Here is a 16376-nt window from a genome sequence, read left to right as displayed (position 1 = left end):
CAGCCGCGATCCTTTTCCGATTACCCCCCGATCAAGAGGGGGCAAGGCAGGACAGGATCGGGTTGGCCGCGTGGCGCACCCGGTCAGGAGCAGGCAAATGGCATCCAAGACGCCCCCCAAACCAGAACCGGACCCCGGTGACCGGCCCGCCCGCGCAACGCGCACCGAGGCGGCAAAACCCACGCCGCGGCGCAAGCCAGCCCCGGTGCCGGTGCTCAAGCCGGTCTATACCGACTGGGCGATGATCTGAGCCGCATCGCGGAGTCCGCTTCGGCGGTCTCCCGCCCATCGGTCAAGACAATCGCGCGGCGGGCGGGTTGACCCGCCCTGTTCCGGTTCATAGCTTGTCCCGGGTATCCCCGCAGATGAGCCCCATGCGCCTTTTTCCCTTCCTGATTGCCCTGTTCCTCGCCGCCCCCCTGCGCGCCGAGACGATCGAGATCGACTTCGAGATGGAGGGGCTGCCGCGCAGCTTCGAGTTGACCATCCCCGAGGGGCTCGACGGCCCCGCGCCGATGATTCTCGCCCTGCACGGCCTGCTCGAAACCGGCACCTCCATGCGCAAACGTGTCACCCGCGACCGGTTCGACGCCATCGCCAAGACCTATGGCGTCGTCGTCGCCTACCCCTCCGCCTTCACCCGGGTCTGGAACCTCGGCGAAGGCATCGGGGCAGAGCGGATCATCCCGCGGCGCGATGACATCGCCTTTCTCGAACGGGTGATCGAAACCGTGCGCGCGCGGGTCGAGATCGACCCCGACCGGATATTCGCCGCCGGGTTTTCGCAAGGCGGCATCATGAGCTTCGCGCTCGCCTGCAAGAACCCCGGGCTGATCCGAGCGGTCGGATCGGTGGCGATGGCGCTGCCCGAAGGGCTGGCCGAGGATTGCGCCCGCCACCCGCCGGACGGGGTGTTGCTGATCCACGGCAGCGAGGATTGGGTCGTGCCGATCGAGGGCGGCGCGATCGTCTCCGGCCCCGGCGCGACGATGGACCTGATGGGGCACGACCGCAGCGTGGAGTTCTTCCGCCTGATCAAGGGCTGCGAAGGCCCTGGCGAGACGCGCAGCTGGGACGCCGTCGACGACGGCACGGTGGTGACGCGGCAGGCCTGGTATGATTGCGCGGTTGGCGCGGTCGAGGGCTACAATGTCGAGGGCATGGGACACCGCTGGCCGCTCGGCGGACCGCTCCTGCCGTTCTCGCAGGTGATCGGCAAGACGACGCGCGAGATCGACGGCGCCTCAGCCGCCTGGAGCTTTTTCTCGCGGTTCCCATGAAAAAAGCCGCCCCGAGGGGCGGCCTTTGGCGTTCTCGCGTCTTGGGCGCGGCGGGTCAGCCGACCAGGTCGAGGCCGGCGAAGAAATAGGCGATTTCTTCCGCCGCGGTTTCCGGCGCGTCGGAGCCATGCACCGAGTTCTCGCCCTTCGACAGCGCGAAATCCTTGCGGATGGTGCCGTCGGCGGCCTCGTCGGGATCGGTCGCGCCCATCACTTCGCGGTATTTCGCGATCGCGTTCTCGCCCTCGAGCACCTGCACCACCACCGGCTCGGAGATCATGAACTCGACGAGCTCGCCGAAGAACGGGCGCTCGCGGTGCACGCCGTAGAAGGTTTCGGCCTGCTCGCGGGTCATGCGGATGCGCTTCTGGGCGATGATGCGCAGGCCGGCGGCCTCGATCTTGGCGTTGATCGCGCCGGTGAGGTTGCGCTTGGTGGCATCGGGCTTGATGATGGAGAAAGTGCGTTGAATGGCCATGTCGGTCCTCTTTTTCGGTTGGGGGCGGCCCCCGGTCAAACTCGCGCGCCTGCTAGCATGGGGCGTGAGGGATGGAAAGGGTTTCGGGCGGCTTTCGCGACCCGGCCCGCGCGGCGGGCGTGGCGCGCCGCCGTGGCATGTCTCGCCCCGCGAAGCGATGGATTGACGCTCCGCGCCGGTTGCGGCACTGAGGCGCCATGCTACGGATGGACGACATTTCTTATTCGGTCGAGGGCCGGCCGCTGATCGAGCACGCTTCGGCCGTGATCCCCGATGGCCACAAGGTTGGCCTCGTCGGGCGCAACGGCACGGGCAAGACCACGCTGTTCCGGCTGATCCGGGGCGAATTGACGCTGGAAACCGGCGAGATCAGCCTGCCGAAGGGCGCGCGGATCGGCGGCGTGGCGCAGGAAGCCCCGGCCACGGATGATTCCCTGCTCGATACCGTGCTCGCCGCCGATACCGAGCGCGCGGCGCTGATGGCAGAGGCCGAGCACGCAACCGATGCCCACCGCATCGCCGAGATTCAGACCCGGCTCGGCGATATCGACGCCTGGTCCGCCGAGGCGCGCGCCGCCTCGATCCTGCGCGGGCTCGGGTTCGATACCGAGGCGCAGGCGCGGCCTTGCGCCGATTTTTCCGGCGGCTGGCGGATGCGCGTGGCGCTGGCGGCGGTGCTGTTCTCGCGGCCCGACCTGCTGCTGCTCGACGAACCGACCAACTACCTCGACCTCGAGGGCGCGCTCTGGCTCGAAGCCTACCTCGTGCGCTACCCCCACACCGTCATCATTGTCAGCCATGACCGCGACCTGCTCAACCGCGCGGTCACCGGCATCCTGCACCTCGAAGACCGCAAGCTCACCTATTACTCCGGGCCTTACGACACTTTCGCCAAGACGCGCGCGGCACGGCTCGCCGCCGCCGAGGCCGAGAACCGCAAGGCCGAAGCCCGCCGGGCGCATCTGCAAAGCTTCGTCGACCGGTTCCGCGCCCAGGCCACAAAGGCCCGGCAGGCGCAATCGCGGCTGAAGATGATCGAGCGGCTGACCTTCGCCGCCACGCCGCAGGAGGCCGCGCTCAGGCGCTTCAGCTTCCCCGAGCCGGAGGAGATCTCGCCGCCGGTGGTGGCGATGGAGGAGGCGAGCGTGGGCTACGATGGCAAGCCGGTGCTCTCCCACCTGACCCTGCGCATCGACCAGGACGATCGCATCGCGCTGCTCGGCCGCAACGGCGAGGGCAAATCGACGCTGTCCAAGCTCATCGCCGGGCGGCTGGCGCCGCTTTCGGGCAAGATCACGACATCGACGAAACTGCGCGTGGGCTACTTCGCCCAGCACCAGATGGACGATCTGCGCGCCGATGAAACGCCGCTGGCGCATCTGCGCCGCCTGCGCCCCGGCGAGACCCCGGCCCGCCACCGCGCCCGGCTTTCGGGCTTCGGGCTGATGGCCGAGCAGGCCGAAACCGAGGTGGGGCGGCTCTCGGGCGGGCAGAAGGCGCGGCTGACGCTGCTCCTGGCCACGCTCGACGCGCCGCACCTGCTGATCCTCGACGAACCGACCAACCACCTCGACATCGAGAGCCGCGAGGCACTGGTGGAGGCGCTGACCGCCTATTCCGGCGCGGTGGTGCTGGTCAGCCACGACATGCACCTGCTCAGCCTCGTCGTCGACCGGCTTTGGCTGGTCAAGGACGGCCGCGTCACCCCCTTCGACGACGACCTCGACGCCTACCGCAAGCTCCTGCTTGCCGGTGACGCGACGCCGAAGCCGGACAGGCCCAAGGCGAAACCCGAAAAGCCGGGCCGCGACCAGATCCTCGCGCTGCGCGCCGAGCTGCGCAAGAGCGAGGCGCGGGTGGAAAAGCTCGAACAGATGCGCGACCAGCTCGCCCGCAAACTTGCCGACCCGGCGCTCTACGAAAACGAGCGGATCGGCGAGATGGAAGTCTGGCAGAAGAAATACGCCGAGATCATGGAAGGGCTCGACCGCGCCGAGGCGCTGTGGATCGCGGCCCAGGAAAAGCTCGACGCGGCGGGAGGCTAGGTCACGGGCTGACCTTGACGGCGGTGGGGCGCGGCCTTCGCCGCCGCCCGACCGCCCAAAGACCCGCGCCTCATCCTGCGAACAACTCCGCGACGAAGAGAAACGCCAGCGCGATCGGCGCGGCACGCACAAGCGCCCTCAGCGTCACCCCGGTCAGGCCGCCAAGGCCCAACGGGCGGGCCGGATCACCGCCGGAGAACCGCCAGCCGAGGATCAGCGACGTGCCGATCGCCAGCACAATCGTACCGGTGGACCCCAGCGACCGGTTGATCACGTCGAGCACCGGGTCGCCCTGCAAGGTCCAGCCGGGCGCCGCGTAGGATAGTGCGGACGGTATGCCGAGCGCCACGATCAGCCCCACGCCGAGCAGCGTCGAGGCGTGGTGTCTCAAGCGCGGCCATTGCTCGCGCAGGGCCGCGGTGACCACCTTGGCGCCGCCGATGCAGGACGAGAGCGCGGCAAGGAAAAGCAGCCAGAAGAATACCGCGTCCAGCGGCAGCGACGTGCCGATCGCCTCGAAGGCCCTGGGCAATGTCACGAAGGCGAGTTCGGAGCCCGCAGCCGGGTCGGCCCCGGCCGCGAAAACCAGCGGAAAGATCGCCAGTCCGGCGAGGATCGCCACGCCGGAGTTCAACGCCGCGATGGATACGACCGAGCGCGGCAGCCTGATACGGTCGGGTAGGTAGCTGCCGTAGGTGATCAGGTAGCCCTGGCCGATCGTCATCGAAAAGAACGCCTGCCCGAAGGCCGCGCGCCACAGCGCGGGATCGCCGAGGCGTTCCGTTTCCGGCAGGAAGAGAAAGGTCAGGGCCTTGCCGGCCTCGCCGGTGACGAGGGCGAGCACGGCCAACGCGAGGATCGACAGCACCAGCAAGGGCATCAGGAACTGCGCGACCCGCTCGATCCCGGAAAGGCCGAAGGCAAGGATGGCGGCAACGATCGCCCCGATCGCGAAGAGATACCAGAGCGAGGCATAGCCGCTGGTGAAACTTTCGAACTCGGGGGGCGGCCCGAAGGTCGCGCCGGTGGCGAAGCCAAGGGTCCACCCGGACACCACGAAGTAGTAGCTGTCGATCGCGAGGGTCAGGAGCACGGTCAGCCAGCCGAAGAGAAACAGGCCCGGCCCCATCCGTTTGAAACTGGCGATGACCGAGCCCTGCGCCTGGCGGCCGACCGCGAGTTCCAGCGTGGCGAAGGGGATCGCGACGACGATGACGGCCACGGCGTAGGCGAACAGGAACACACCGCCGCCGTTTTCCCCCACCAGCGTGGGGAACCGCCACAGGTTGCCGAGCCCGACGCCGGCGGCGGCGGTCGACAGAACGAAGGCGCGTTCCGAGGACCAGACGGCATAGGGCTGCTCGCCGCGCTCGGCGGCCTCGCGCGAGGTGTCGGTGACCTCCGCCGCCGCCTGACCGCTCTCCTCCTGGGGCCGCGGCGTCGGCTCGGGCGCGGGCGCATCATCGGACGGCGCGTCGCGGCCAGATCCGGTCGCACGCCCCTCTCGATCCGGTTTGTTCTCACCACTGGTCATGTTGGGTGCGGCAATGGCCTTTCCTCTCCCGCCATGAGCTATGCCCTGCGCGCGGGCATTCAACCCGAAACCCCACGCGAGGGGGCGGCCGGTTCCGCTACGAGAATCGCCCCGAACCCCTGTCGGCCCAGCGCGATGCCCCTTCCGACACGACCGGCCGCAACGATCGCGGGCGGGAACGAGACCGATCGGCATGTCCGCGGCCAGCATCCATGGCCGGCGCGGAATTTTGAAAAATTCCGGCACGGAAAACCTACGTTTTCCGGCCCGTTTTCCGTACGGAAAACGCCGCGCGCCGTGATCCCGGTGCCGGCCCTGCCCCATGGACAGCCACCCCCTGCCGCTCTATCAACGCGGGAACCATGACGCCTGATCTGCTCATTCCCGCTTTCGTCACCCTCTTCGTGGTGATCGACCCGATCGGCCTCGCGCCGCTCTTCGTCGCGCTCACCAAGGGCGCGCGGGCGGGGCAGCGCCGGGCGATCGCGCTGCGCGCGGTGGCGATCGCGGCGCTGCTGCTCACGGTTTTCGGGTTGTTCGGCGAGCAGGTGCTGCAGTTCCTCGGCATCTCCATGCCGGCCTTCCGCATCGCCGGGGGGATGCTGCTGTTTCTCACCGCGCTCGACATGCTGTTCGAGCGCCGCGCCCAGCGCCGCCGCGACCAGTCCGAGCCGGGGCTGGACCCGGCGGAAGACCCCTCCGTCTTCCCCCTCGCCACGCCTCTGATCGGCGGGCCGGGCGCGATGGCGGCGATGATCCTGCTCGCCGGGCAAACCAGCACGCCGATGGAGCTTTTGGCGGTGCACCTGGTGATGCTCGCGGTGCTGGTGGTGGTTTTCACCCTGTTCCTCGCCGCGGGCCTGCTCGAACGCGCGCTGCGCGAAACCGGGATCAACGTGCTCACCCGCCTCCTCGGCATGCTGCTCGCCGCGCTGGCGGTGCAGTTCGTGCTCGACGGGCTGGCGGATTTCGGCTTTCTCGGCTGAGAGGCGGCACGCCGCATTTGCGCCCGGCCCGGAGGCCCCTATATCCCCCCCATGGACAGCTACGATCTCGGCCGCATCACCTATCTCGTGCTCCTCCTCCTCGCGGTGGGGGGGTATTTCGTTGCCCATAACCGGGGCAACCTGTCGAAACTCGCCCAGCAGGCCACGATCTGGGGGCTGATCTTTCTCGGCGTGGTGGCCGGTTACGGCCTCTGGGGCGATATCCAGCGCGATCTCGCGCCGCGCCAGGCGGTGCTCGAGGGCGGGCGAATCGAGGTGCCGCGCATGTTCGACGGGCATTTCTACCTGACCGCGCGGCTGAACGGCGCGCCGGTGGAATTCGTCGTCGATACCGGGGCGACCGACGTGGTGCTGAGCAAGGACGATGCCCGGCGCGCCGGGATCGACCTCGACAGCCTCGACTACACCGGGCGGGCGATGACGGCGAACGGCATGGTGCGCACCGCCTCGGCGCGCATCGAGGAAATCAGCGTCGGCGATATCCGCGACACCGGGCTGAGGGTTTCGATCAACGAAGGCGAGATGCCGCAATCGCTCCTCGGCATGACCTACCTGCGCCGGTTCTCCCGCATCGAGATCGCCGACGACACGCTGATTCTCACCCGCTGAGGCCGCGCGGCCTCAGGCGCTCTCGGCCTTCATCTCCCAGCGCCCGCTCTCCTGGCTCCAGTATTGCGCCGCACAGCCGGCGCCGGTGAGGTCGCGCCACTGGCCGCGCGCGTGCTCCACCGCCGCCGGATCGTTGCCGTCGAACAGGATCATCACCCGCTGCAGCGCGCCGACCTCGTCCGGCGCCACCTCGGCGCCATCGACCGAGACAAGGCAATCGGGCCTGTTGGCGGCGTCGCGCCCGGTGGTGAGCAGCACCGGCTGCTGCGCGTCATGCGGCCCCCCGGCCAGCCCGTGCGGCAGAAACCCGTCCTCGGCCCCGAGCCAGAGCCGCTCGTCGAGCCAGCCGAGCCGGGCCGCGTCGGACCCGCGCACCGCCACCCGCCAGCCGGCCTGCAACGCCTTGCCGAGCAGAACCGGCAGCGTCGCCTCCAGCGGCGAGCGGGTCATATGGTAGAACCACGCCGACGCCATCAGTCTTGGTAGCCGTCGCGCACCAGCCGGTCGAGGCTGCGCACGAACCAGCCGGTCGCCCCCTTGGGCGCGAGCGGCGTGTCCTCCGCGCGCAGCGCGACCCCGGCGATGTCGAGGTGAATCCAGGGCATGTCGTCCTTCACGAATCGCTTGAGGAACTCCGCCGCGGTGACCGACCCACCGGGCCGGCCGCCGACGTTCTTCACGTCCGCCACCCGGCTCTTGAGCTGCTCGGCGTAGCCCGCCCCAAGCGGCATCCGCCAGGCGCCCTCGTCCTCGTGTTCGGCGGCCTTGAGGAAAGCCTTGCAGAAGGCGTCGTCATTAGCAAACACCCCGGCGTTCTGGTGGCCGAGCCCGATCACGATGGCGCCGGTGAGGGTGGCGAGATCGACGATCCCGGCGGGCTTGAAACGGTCCTGGGCATACCAGAGCACATCGGCCAGCACGAGCCGCCCCTCGGCGTCGGTGTTGATCACCTCGACGGTGTCGCCCTTCATCGTGCGCACCACGTCGCCCGGGCGCTGGGCGCGGCCGTCGGGCATGTTCTCGACGAGGCCCACCAGCCCGACCACGTTGGCCGGCGCGCGCCGAAGCGCGAGGGTTTTCATCACCCCCGCCACGGTGCCGGCACCGCCCATGTCCATCGTCATGTCTTCCATGCCCGCGGCGGGCTTGATCGAGATCCCGCCGGTGTCGAACACTACGCCCTTGCCGACGAGAGCGAGGGGCGCGTCCCCCTTCTTTCCGCCCATCCACTGCATCACCACCACCTTGGAGGGGCTTTCCGAGCCCTGCCCCACGCCGAGCAACGCCCGCATCCCGAGCTTTTCCAATGCCGGTTCGTCGAGCACCTCGACCTGCAGCCCGAGCGCCTCCAGCGCCTCCAGCCGGGCGGCGAATTCGCTGGTGGTGAGCACGTTGGCGGGCTCGTTCACGAGATCACGGGCGAAGAACACGCCCTCCGCCACCGCGGTGAGATCGGCCTCCTGCGCCTTCAGCACCTCGGCGTTGGTGACCGCGAAGGTCAGGCTGCCGGTGCGGGAAGGTTCGTCGCCCGGCGTCTTGTGATCGGTGAAATCATAGGCGCGCAGCATCGCGCCAAGCGCGATTTCGGGGGTGTGGCGCAATGCGCCGGCGAGCACCAGAACGTCCTTGCCGCGCGCCGCCTTGCCGATCGCGCCGCCCACCTTGCGCGCGTCGGCAAGGCCCATCTTGCGGTCGATCTTCACCACCTGCACCGCTTCCGCCGCCATGCCGGTGGGCCAGGCCATCTCCATCGCGTCGCCCACCTTGGCCTTGGCGAAATCCGCGCTCTGGGTCAGCCGCGCGAGCGCGCCCCGGGTCAGCCGGTTGATCCGGCGCGCGCCCTTGTCCATCCGCTCGCCGCCTTCGGAGAACACCACGATGCGCCCGTCGGCCGCGGCCAGGCTGTCGATCTCGAGCGGAATGAAGCTGGGGGCGAGAATATCGGTCATGGCTGTCTCCTGTGCCTGCATCGCGCGCGAGCGCGTCAGACCCGAACCTAGCCCCGGCGCGAACCGGTTTCCAGTGCCGAAACCGGGGCCGGCAGCCGAGATAAGGTGGCCGGGAGGCGGCCCGACCCCATATTTCGGCGACGGAATTTCCTCCCTGCGGGCGGCGGAGGCGAGATTCCCCCTCGCGCCGATGCCGATCCTCGACTAATGTATGTCCCAACCGGGCATCGCCCGGGGCTGAACCACAGGCAGACGGACGAAGAGCGCGGTATGATGACGAGCACGACGGCACAGCGGGGCGGCAGCATCTTTCACTTTGACGGCGCGGGCCGGAGGCTCATTGCGCTTGTCCTTGTCGCGGTGATCGGGCTCACGCTCGGCCTTGCCCCGGCACAGGCGCAGAGCCAGTTGCGGCCGATCGTGCGGGTTGACGGCATGGTCATCACCGCCTTCGAACTCTCCGAACGGCAGAAGTTCCTTTCCCTGCTGCGCGCGCCCGGCGATGTCCGCGCGCTGGCGATTGACCAGCTGATCAACGAGAAGATCCAGCTGCGCGAGGCGCGGCTGGCGGGGCTCGTGGCCGACGAGGAGGCGATCAAGGCCGGGATGGAAGAATTCGCCCAGCGCGGCGGGCTCGATGCCGAGCAATTCCTCGCCCTGCTTGGGCAGGCCGGGATCGACGCCTCGACCTTCCGCCAGTTCGTCACCGCCGGGATCATCTGGCGCGATTTCGTGCGGGCCGAACTCCTGCCGCGCGTCTCGATCTCGAAGGCCGAGGTGGCCGCCGCGGCGGCCAAGGCCGAACCCGAGCCGGGGCTGCGGGTCCTGTTGTCGGAAATCGTGCTGCCCGCGGGCGATCCGGCCAGTCGCCGGGCCTCGATGGCGCGCGCGCAGCGCCTCACCGGGCTCGACGAAGACGAATTCACCAGGGCCGCCACGCGGTTCTCGACCGGTGGCTCGCGCAACAACGGCGGCAAGATGAAATGGGTCGATATCACCGCCCTGCCACCGGCAGCCGGTGCGGCGGTGCGCGGATTGCAGCCCGGCCAGACCAGCCGGATCGTCGAATCCGGCGAAGACCTGCGCATCTACTTCATGCGCGACCGCGAGGAAGTGAGCGGCGGCACCCCCCGCACGGTGCTGGACTACGCCGCGCTGCTGCTTCCCGGCGGCCAGAGCGCCGCGAATATCGAAGAGGTCGCGCGCATTCGCGCCCGGGTGACCTCCTGCGACGATCTCTACCCGATCGCGCGCGGTCTGCCGCCCGAGCAACTGGTGCGCGAGGAACTGCCCGAGTCGCAGGTGCCCGCCAGCTATCGTGCCGAACTTGATCGGCTCGATCCCGGCGAGATCTCGTCGCGCGTCACCACCTCGTCTGGGGCGATGGCCATCGTGATGCTGTGCGCACGCGGCAACGAACTGCCGCGCTCTTTCACCGAAGAGATGATCGAGGACCAGTTGCGCAACCAGCGGGTTTCGACGATGGCGCAAGCCTTCCTCGATGAAAAGCGCGCAAACGCCTTCATCGAGACGCTCGGCAACTGATGCCGCCGCGGCCCATCGCGCTGACCTCCGGCGAACCCGCCGGGGTCGGCCCGGAGATCGCGGCGAAGGCCTGGGAGGCCCTGCGCGGCGAACTTGATTTCTTCCTGATCGGCGATCCTCGGCACCTGCCGCAAGGCACCCCGATCGCCGAGATTTCATCGCCCGGCGAAGCGCCGGCGGCAATGGTGCGCGGCCTGCCGGTTCTCGCCCGCGATTTCGGCCCCGCGCGCACCCCCGGCGATGCAGTCGCGGCGCATGCGCCCCACGTCGTCGCCGCGATCCGCGAGGCGGTCGCGCTGGTGCGGGCGGGCGCGGCAAGCGCGGTCTGCACCAACCCGATCCACAAGAAGGCGCTGCAGGACGGCGCCGGCTTCGCCTTTCCCGGCCATACCGAGTTTCTCGCCGATCTCGCCGGCGTGAAGCGCGCGGTGATGATGCTGGCCTGCGATGCGCTGCGGGTGGTGCCGGTCACCATCCACATCCCGCTTTCGCAGGTGCCGCAGGCGCTCACGCCCGAGCTGCTGGAAGACACAATCCGCATCACCGAGGCTGCCCTGCGCGCCGCCGGCATCGCTCGCCCGCGCCTCGCCGTCGCCGGGTTGAACCCGCACGCCGGCGAAGGCGGCGCGATGGGGCGCGAGGAGATCGAGATGATCGCGCCGCTGATCGCGCGGCTGCGCGGCGAGGGGCTGGAGGTCGCAGGCCCCCTGCCCGCCGACACGATGTTTCACCCGGAAGCCCGCGCCCGCTACGACGTGGCGATCTGCCAGTATCACGACCAGGCGCTGATCCCGATCAAGACACTCGATTTCGCCCATGGCGTGAACGTCACCCTGGGCCTCGGCTTCGTGCGCACCTCGCCCGACCACGGCACCGCCTTCGACATCGCCGGCACCGGACGGGCCGATCCGGCCTCGCTGATCGCGGCGCTGCGCATGGCGCGCGACATGGCCCCCGCATGAGCACGATCGACGGCTTGCCGCCGCTGCGCGAGGTGATCGCCACGCATGGGCTCTCGGCGAAAAAATCGCTCGGTCAGAACTTCCTCCTCGATCTCAACCTCACCGCCAAGATCGCGCGCCAGGCCGGCGACCTGGCGGGGTGCGACGTGCTCGAGGTCGGTCCCGGTCCCGGCGGGCTGACCCGCGGGCTACTCGCCGAAGGCGCGCGCCACGTGCTCGCGGTGGAGAAAGATCCCCGCGCCATGGCCCCGCTCGCCGAGATCGCCGCCGCCTGGCCCGGCCGGCTCGACGTGCTCAACGCCGACGCGCTGGCGATCGACCCTCTGGCCCATCTCACCCCACCGATCAAGGTGGTGGCCAACCTGCCCTACAACATCGGCACCGAGCTCTTGGTGCGCTGGCTTACCCCGCCCGACTGGCCGCCGTTCTGGCAGAGCCTCACGCTGATGTTCCAGCGCGAGGTGGCCGAGCGGATCGTGGCGCAGCCCGGCAGCAAGGCCTATGGCCGCCTCGCGATCCTCGCCCAGTGGCGCTGCGACGCGCGCATCGTGATGGACCTGCCGCCGGAGGCCTTCACCCCGCCGCCCAAGGTGCGCTCGGCGGTGGTGCATCTCACCGCCCTGCCGGCGCCGCGCTTCGCGGCCAACGCCGCCACGCTCCAGCGCCTCACCGCCACCGCCTTCCAGCAGCGCCGCAAGATGCTGCGCGCCTCGCTGCGCAAGCTGCACCCGCAGATCGAAAGCCTGCTGGAAAGCGTCGATATCAAGCCCACGTCGCGCGCCGAGGAAATCGACGTTGCGCACTTCTGCGCCCTCGCCCGGGCGCTGGACGCGGGCTCGCCGCGCTGACGCGCGCCGACCCGGAGGGGGGCGCTGCCCCCCTCGCCCGTTCCGGGCTCACCCCCCGAGGTATTTTTGCCAGGATGAAGGGGTCAATCGGGGGTCGAGATCACCCCGCCGCCCACCGTCGCCGGCACCCCGGTCGTGGTGCGGCAGGAGGTCGGCAGGCCCCGCGCCACGCGCACTGCGAGATAGGCGAAGGCCTGCGCCTCCAGCATGTCACCATCGAGCCCCACCGCCTCGACCGGCTGCACCGGGCAGGCCAGCGCATCCTCAAGCCCCGCCATCAGCGCCGCGTTGTGCCGCCCGCCGCCGGTGACCAGCACCGCGCCGGGTGGCGCCGGGCAATGCGCCATCCCGCGCGCCACCGCGGCCACCGCGCAGGCGGTGAGCGTGGCGGCGGCATCGGCATCGGCGAGCGGCGCGACGGCGTCCAGCAGCGCCGCGAAATCCGCGCGGTCGAGCGACTTGGGCGGCAGGCGGTGGAACCAGGTGTGATCGAGGAAGGCGGCGACGATGCCCGCGTCCGCCCGCCCGGACGCCGCGAGCGCGCCGCCCTCGTCACGCGCAAGGCCAAGGCGCGCGGCCACGAGATCGTCGATCGGCGCATTGGCCGGGCCGGTATCGAAGGCGAGCAGCGCGCCCTCGGCCTCCGGCGCGGGCTTGGACGGGTCCACCCAGGTGAGGTTGCCGACGCCGCCGAAGTTGAGGAAGGCGAGCGGCGCATCCGCCCCGATCCAGCGCGCGCAGGCGAAGTGGAAGAACGGTGCCAGCGGCGCGCCCTCGCCGCCAAGCCCGACGTCGGCCGAGCGGAAATCCCAGGCCACCGGCAGGCCCAGCACCTCCGCCAGCACCCGCCCGTCGCCGGCCTGGTGCGTGCCGCGCCCGCGCGGCTCATGCGCCAGCGTCTGGCCGTGGAAGCCGACGAGATCGACCCCCTCGAACCCCGAAAGCACCACCGCGTGGGCCGTCTCCACCGCCTCCGCCGCCTCGGCCACCCCCGGCTCGCCCGGCCAGCGCCCGAGGGCGGCGCGGATCAGCGCGCGTTCGGCGTCGGAATACGGCCGGTAGGCGGTCTCGCCGAAACGGGTGATCGTCTCGCCATCGGTCTCCACCACCGCGGCGTCGACCCCGTCGAGCGAGGTGCCCGACATCGCGCCCAACGCGCGCAGCGGCCGCTTGAGCTTCATGGCTTTTCCTCCGCCCCCACCCCCGATATAGAGGGCCTTGATCAGAAGAATGGACGCAAAAGCCATGACCTACCACCCGAAATCCGACTTCATGCGCGTGATGATGGAACGCGGCTTCCTCGCCGATTGCACCGATTACCAGGGGCTTGACGAGGCGCTGAGCGAGGGGGTGGTTCCGGCCTATATCGGCTTCGACGCGACGGCGAAATCGCTCCATGTCGGCAGCCTGATCCAGATCATGATGCTGCGCTGGCTGCAGAAGACCGGCCACAAGCCGATCGTGCTGATGGGCGGCGGCACCACCAAGGTGGGCGATCCGAGCTTCCGCGCCGACGAGCGCCCGCTGCTCACCCCCGACCAGATCGCGGCCAATATCGCCGGGATCAAGCAGGTGTTCAGCCATTACGTCGCCTTCGGCACCGAGGCGACCGACGCGATCATGGTCGACAATTCCGAATGGCTCGACGGGCTGAACTACCTCGACTTCCTGCGCGACATCGGCCGGCATTTCTCGGTCAACCGGATGCTGGCCTTTGAGTCCGTCAAATCGCGGCTCGACCGCGAGCAATCGCTGTCGTTCCTCGAATTCAACTACATGATCCTTCAGGCCTACGACTTCATGGAGCTGAACCGCCGCTACGGCTGCCGGCTGCAGATGGGCGGCTCCGACCAGTGGGGCAACATCGTCAACGGCATCGACCTCACCCGCCGCATCCTCGACGAGGAGGTGTTCGGCCTGACCTCGCCGCTGCTCACCACCTCGGACGGGGCGAAGATGGGCAAATCGGCCTCCGGCGCGGTCTGGCTCAACGCCGAGATGCTCTCACCTTACGAGTTCTGGCAGTTCTGGCGCAACACCACCGACGCCGACGTCGGCCGGTTCCTCAAGCTCTACACCGAGCTGCCGCTGGAGGAGTGCGAGCGGCTGGGCGCGGCAGAGGGCGCGGCGATCAACGACGCCAAGGTGGTGCTGGCGAACGAGGTCACCGCGCTGCTGCATGGCCGAGAGGCGGCGCAAGCCGCGGAAGCGACGGCGCGCGAGGTGTTCGAGAAGGGCGGCGTGGGCGACGATTTGCCCACGGTGACCGTCACAAGGGAAGGCGCGATGCCAGGTGAATTGATGGGGGAAAAGAGCGGGATGTATTTTCTTGCCTTCCATCTATTCGTAAAAGCCAAATTGGCCGGATCGGGGAAAGAGGCGAAACGGTTAATATGCTCGGGAGGTGCGAAGATTGACGATGTTGAGGTCACAAATCCAAACGAGCTAATTCCACTGGACCGTCTCGAAAGCGGCGCGCTGAAGCTCTCGGCGGGCAAGAAGCGCCACGCCCTCGTCGTCGTCGAAAGCTGAGCCGCCGGACCGGGGCTCTGCCCCGGACCCCGAGGTATTTGACGACCCAAGAAGCCCTCGGCGGTTTGCCCCGGGGCCCCGGCGGCGCGGCGCGGGCGCTCAGTCCGAGCGCGCGCGGGCGGTTTCGATCGCGGGGCGGATGATGTTTTCGAGGATCGAGGCGCTGATCGGGCCGGCGAAGCGTTTCACCACGATGCCCTTACCGTCGATCACGAAGGTTTCCGGCACGCCGTAGAGGCCCCAGTCGAGGCCGGTGCGCCCCGATGGATCGGCCGCGATGCGGGCATAGGGATCGCCGAGGTCGTCGAGGAATTTTTGCGCCTTGGCGGGTTCGTCCTTGTAGTTGATGCCGTAGATGTCGAGCCCCTCCTCGGCCAGCGTCACGAGGTGGGGGTGCTCGGCGCGGCAGGGGGCGCACCAACTGGCCCAGAAGTTCACCAGTTTGACCTCGCCGTCCGCGAGATCCTCGACCGTGAAGGCCGGCGAGTCGCCGAAGGCGGCGAGGGTGAGCGCCGGCACCGGCCCGCCTTCGCGCGTCGAGCGCAGCGCGCCCGGGTCTTCGCGCTGCATGCCCCAGAAGAACAGCACCGCGAGCCCGATGAACACGAGCGGCGGGAGGATCATCATCGGCTTGAGTTTCATGTCAGTTTCCCTTGGCAGCGCGCCGGGCCTCGATCGCGTCGAGATCGGCCTTGGCCTTGCGCGATTGCATCCATGTCATCACGACGAGGAGTGCGATCAGCCCAAGCGTCGCCGCCCAGGACCAAAGCACCGCGTCGGCGTATTTTCCCAGTTCAGGCATCGGCCATCCTTTCACGAAGTTCGAGCGCGTGGGTGCGGCGTTTGCGGATCTCGGTGCGGGTGCGGACAAAGACCAGCGCCACGAACAGAAGCCCGAACCCCGCCATCGCGAACAGGAGCGGGATCCAGTAGACGTTGGCGATGTTCTCGTCCTTGTCGAGGCTGAGCGTCGCGCCCTGGTGCAGGCCCTGGTTCCAGAAGTTCACCGCGTAGCGCGACAGGAAGGCGAAGACCGAGCCCACCACCGCCAGCACCGAGGTGAGATCGGCCGCGGTGTCGGGGTCTTCGATCGCGCCCCAGAGCGCCATGTAGCCGAGGTAGAACAGAAACAGGATCAGGAACGAGGTCAGCCGCGGGTCCCACGCCCAGTAGGTGCCCCACATCGGCTCGCCCCAGATCGCCCCGGTGATCAGCGCGATGATCGTCATCACCGTGCCCACCGGTGCGGCCGCCTTGGCCGCCAGCGCCGAGACGTGGTGACGCCGGATCAGCCAGATCAGCGAGGCCACCAGCATCATGAACCAGGCCGAGATCGCCATCATTGCCGACGGCACGTGCACGTATATGATCTTCACCGAAGAGCCGAAGTTGACCGCCTCGGGGGTGAAGAAAAAGCCCCAGACCAGCCCCACCGCCATGGTGACCACCGTCGCGCCCACCAGCCAAGGCAGGGCGAGGCCGGAAAACCACATGAACTTGACCGGGTTGGCCCATTCCCACAGGACGTTGTAGCGGTCCCGGGCCTGTTTTGTGCGGTGCATCTCGGGCATGATCAGTTCCTATGTG

Annotated in this window: 17 protein-coding genes; 9 read left to right on the top strand and 8 right to left on the bottom strand. The window is 69.0% G+C overall.

Going from position 1 to position 16376, the window contains the following annotated elements; translation table 11 throughout:
- Nucleotides 1–97 precede the first annotated feature (97 nt).
- Nucleotides 98–250 (top strand): hypothetical protein, encoded by a 153-nt coding sequence (locus IEW01_RS13690; protein WP_188528618.1) that lies wholly within the window; start codon nt 98–100, stop codon nt 248–250.
- 124 nt (nt 251–374) lie between these two features.
- On the top strand, nt 375–1280 hold the full coding sequence (locus IEW01_RS13685) for a CE1 family esterase (RefSeq protein ID WP_188528616.1): 906 nt from the start codon (nt 375–377) through the stop codon (nt 1278–1280).
- Between the two features lie 55 nt (nt 1281–1335).
- Here IEW01_RS13685 and ndk read toward each other — a convergent pair whose 3' ends face one another.
- Entirely contained in the window at nt 1336–1758 is a 423-nt protein-coding gene (ndk, locus tag IEW01_RS13680) for a nucleoside-diphosphate kinase (protein ID WP_188528614.1), read from the bottom strand.
- A gap of 197 nt (nt 1759–1955) precedes the next feature.
- On the opposite strand from ndk, the gene IEW01_RS13675 reads away from it, so the two are divergent.
- Entirely contained in the window at nt 1956–3803 is a 1848-nt protein-coding gene (locus tag IEW01_RS13675; protein ID WP_188528612.1) for an ABC-F family ATP-binding cassette domain-containing protein, read from the top strand.
- Nucleotides 3804–3873: 70 nt separating this feature from the next.
- On the opposite strand, the gene IEW01_RS13670 is transcribed toward IEW01_RS13675, so the two are convergent.
- Entirely contained in the window at nt 3874–5337 is a 1464-nt protein-coding gene (locus tag IEW01_RS13670) for a sodium-dependent transporter (RefSeq protein WP_188528610.1), read from the bottom strand.
- 362 nt (nt 5338–5699) lie between these two features.
- Here IEW01_RS13670 and IEW01_RS13665 point away from each other — a divergent pair, with 362 nt between their 5' ends.
- Nucleotides 5700–6323, top strand: a complete 624-nt coding sequence (locus IEW01_RS13665; protein WP_188528609.1) for a MarC family protein — start codon at nt 5700–5702, stop codon at nt 6321–6323.
- 51 nt (nt 6324–6374) lie between these two features.
- Nucleotides 6375–6953: a retropepsin-like aspartic protease family protein gene (locus tag IEW01_RS13660; protein WP_188528606.1), complete on the top strand. Its 579-nt coding sequence runs from the start codon at nt 6375–6377 to the stop codon at nt 6951–6953.
- Between the two features lie 12 nt (nt 6954–6965).
- On the opposite strand, the gene IEW01_RS13655 is transcribed toward IEW01_RS13660, so the two are convergent.
- Both IEW01_RS13655 and IEW01_RS13650 read right to left on the bottom strand, forming a co-directional pair.
- Entirely contained in the window at nt 6966–7427 is a 462-nt protein-coding gene (locus tag IEW01_RS13655) for a DNA polymerase III subunit chi (RefSeq protein ID WP_188528604.1), read from the bottom strand.
- Nucleotides 7427–8902 carry a leucyl aminopeptidase gene (locus IEW01_RS13650; protein WP_188528602.1) on the bottom strand — a complete coding sequence of 492 codons (1476 nt, stop codon included), beginning with the start codon at nt 8900–8902 and terminating at the stop codon, nt 7427–7429. The genes IEW01_RS13655 and IEW01_RS13650 overlap by 1 nt, the downstream gene beginning before the upstream one ends.
- A gap of 270 nt (nt 8903–9172) precedes the next feature.
- Between IEW01_RS13650 and IEW01_RS13645 the strand changes: the two genes are divergently transcribed.
- From IEW01_RS13645 to rsmA, 3 genes are read left to right on the top strand one after another with little or no spacing between them, the layout of a single operon-like run.
- On the top strand, nt 9173–10447 hold the full coding sequence (locus tag IEW01_RS13645; protein WP_229738262.1) for a peptidylprolyl isomerase: 1275 nt from the start codon (nt 9173–9175) through the stop codon (nt 10445–10447).
- The gene (gene pdxA / locus IEW01_RS13640; RefSeq protein ID WP_188528598.1) at nt 10447–11409 is read left to right on the top strand and encodes a 4-hydroxythreonine-4-phosphate dehydrogenase PdxA; all 963 of its coding nucleotides are present in this window, start codon (nt 10447–10449) and stop codon (nt 11407–11409) included. Before IEW01_RS13645 ends, pdxA begins: the two co-directional genes overlap by 1 nt.
- Entirely contained in the window at nt 11406–12257 is an 852-nt protein-coding gene (gene rsmA / locus IEW01_RS13635) for a 16S rRNA (adenine(1518)-N(6)/adenine(1519)-N(6))-dimethyltransferase RsmA (protein ID WP_188528596.1), read from the top strand. Before pdxA ends, rsmA begins: the two co-directional genes overlap by 4 nt.
- Before the next feature lie 83 nt (nt 12258–12340).
- Here rsmA and IEW01_RS13630 read toward each other — a convergent pair whose 3' ends face one another.
- A complete protein-coding gene (locus IEW01_RS13630; RefSeq protein ID WP_188528594.1) occupies nt 12341–13438 on the bottom strand; it encodes an anhydro-N-acetylmuramic acid kinase in 1098 nt (365 codons plus the stop codon).
- Between the two features lie 64 nt (nt 13439–13502).
- On the opposite strand from IEW01_RS13630, the gene tyrS reads away from it, so the two are divergent.
- On the top strand, nt 13503–14789 hold the full coding sequence (gene tyrS / locus IEW01_RS13625; protein ID WP_188528779.1) for a tyrosine--tRNA ligase: 1287 nt from the start codon (nt 13503–13505) through the stop codon (nt 14787–14789).
- Between the two features lie 99 nt (nt 14790–14888).
- Here the strand turns inward: tyrS and IEW01_RS13620 are convergent, their stop codons facing one another.
- The 3 genes from IEW01_RS13620 to IEW01_RS13610 are packed head-to-tail and all read right to left on the bottom strand — an operon-like array spanning nt 14889 to nt 16360.
- Nucleotides 14889–15431: a DsbE family thiol:disulfide interchange protein gene (locus tag IEW01_RS13620; protein WP_188528592.1), complete on the bottom strand. Its 543-nt coding sequence runs from the start codon at nt 15429–15431 to the stop codon at nt 14889–14891.
- A 1-nt stretch (nt 15432) separates the two neighbouring features.
- Complete coding sequence (gene ccmD / locus IEW01_RS13615; protein ID WP_188528590.1) at nt 15433–15591, bottom strand: heme exporter protein CcmD; 159 nt, start codon at nt 15589–15591, stop codon at nt 15433–15435.
- Nucleotides 15584–16360 carry a heme ABC transporter permease gene (locus IEW01_RS13610; RefSeq protein WP_229738261.1) on the bottom strand — a complete coding sequence of 259 codons (777 nt, stop codon included), beginning with the start codon at nt 16358–16360 and terminating at the stop codon, nt 15584–15586. Before IEW01_RS13610 ends, ccmD begins: the two co-directional genes overlap by 8 nt.
- Between the last annotated feature and the right edge of the window lie 16 nt (nt 16361–16376).

Source organism: Sinisalibacter lacisalsi (assembly GCF_014640115.1).
In the GTDB taxonomy this organism is placed as follows: Bacteria; Pseudomonadota; Alphaproteobacteria; order Rhodobacterales; family Rhodobacteraceae; genus Sinisalibacter; species Sinisalibacter lacisalsi.
The sequence above is the reverse complement of the archived record's forward strand: the minus strand, read 5'-3'. Positions and strand labels throughout refer to the sequence as shown.

Coding starts and splice junctions, on each gene's coding strand:
- ndk (WP_188528614.1), bottom strand. CDS start 1,758: ATGGCCATTCAACGCACTTTCTCCATCATCAAGCCCGATGCCACCAAG.
- IEW01_RS13670 (WP_188528610.1), bottom strand. CDS start 5,337: ATGACCAGTGGTGAGAACAAACCGGATCGAGAGGGGCGTGCGACCGGA.
- IEW01_RS13665 (WP_188528609.1), top strand. CDS start 5,700: ATGACGCCTGATCTGCTCATTCCCGCTTTCGTCACCCTCTTCGTGGTG.
- IEW01_RS13685 (WP_188528616.1), top strand. CDS start 375: ATGCGCCTTTTTCCCTTCCTGATTGCCCTGTTCCTCGCCGCCCCCCTG.
- IEW01_RS13655 (WP_188528604.1), bottom strand. CDS start 7,427: ATGGCGTCGGCGTGGTTCTACCATATGACCCGCTCGCCGCTGGAGGCG.
- pdxA (WP_188528598.1), top strand. CDS start 10,447: ATGCCGCCGCGGCCCATCGCGCTGACCTCCGGCGAACCCGCCGGGGTC.
- IEW01_RS13645 (WP_229738262.1), top strand. CDS start 9,173: ATGATGACGAGCACGACGGCACAGCGGGGCGGCAGCATCTTTCACTTT.
- IEW01_RS13630 (WP_188528594.1), bottom strand. CDS start 13,438: ATGAAGCTCAAGCGGCCGCTGCGCGCGTTGGGCGCGATGTCGGGCACC.
- IEW01_RS13650 (WP_188528602.1), bottom strand. CDS start 8,902: ATGACCGATATTCTCGCCCCCAGCTTCATTCCGCTCGAGATCGACAGC.
- IEW01_RS13675 (WP_188528612.1), top strand. CDS start 1,956: ATGCTACGGATGGACGACATTTCTTATTCGGTCGAGGGCCGGCCGCTG.
- IEW01_RS13690 (WP_188528618.1), top strand. CDS start 98: ATGGCATCCAAGACGCCCCCCAAACCAGAACCGGACCCCGGTGACCGG.
- IEW01_RS13620 (WP_188528592.1), bottom strand. CDS start 15,431: ATGAAACTCAAGCCGATGATGATCCTCCCGCCGCTCGTGTTCATCGGG.
- IEW01_RS13610 (WP_229738261.1), bottom strand. CDS start 16,360: ATGCCCGAGATGCACCGCACAAAACAGGCCCGGGACCGCTACAACGTC.
- IEW01_RS13660 (WP_188528606.1), top strand. CDS start 6,375: ATGGACAGCTACGATCTCGGCCGCATCACCTATCTCGTGCTCCTCCTC.
- ccmD (WP_188528590.1), bottom strand. CDS start 15,591: ATGCCTGAACTGGGAAAATACGCCGACGCGGTGCTTTGGTCCTGGGCG.
- tyrS (WP_188528779.1), top strand. CDS start 13,503: ATGACCTACCACCCGAAATCCGACTTCATGCGCGTGATGATGGAACGC.
- rsmA (WP_188528596.1), top strand. CDS start 11,406: ATGAGCACGATCGACGGCTTGCCGCCGCTGCGCGAGGTGATCGCCACG.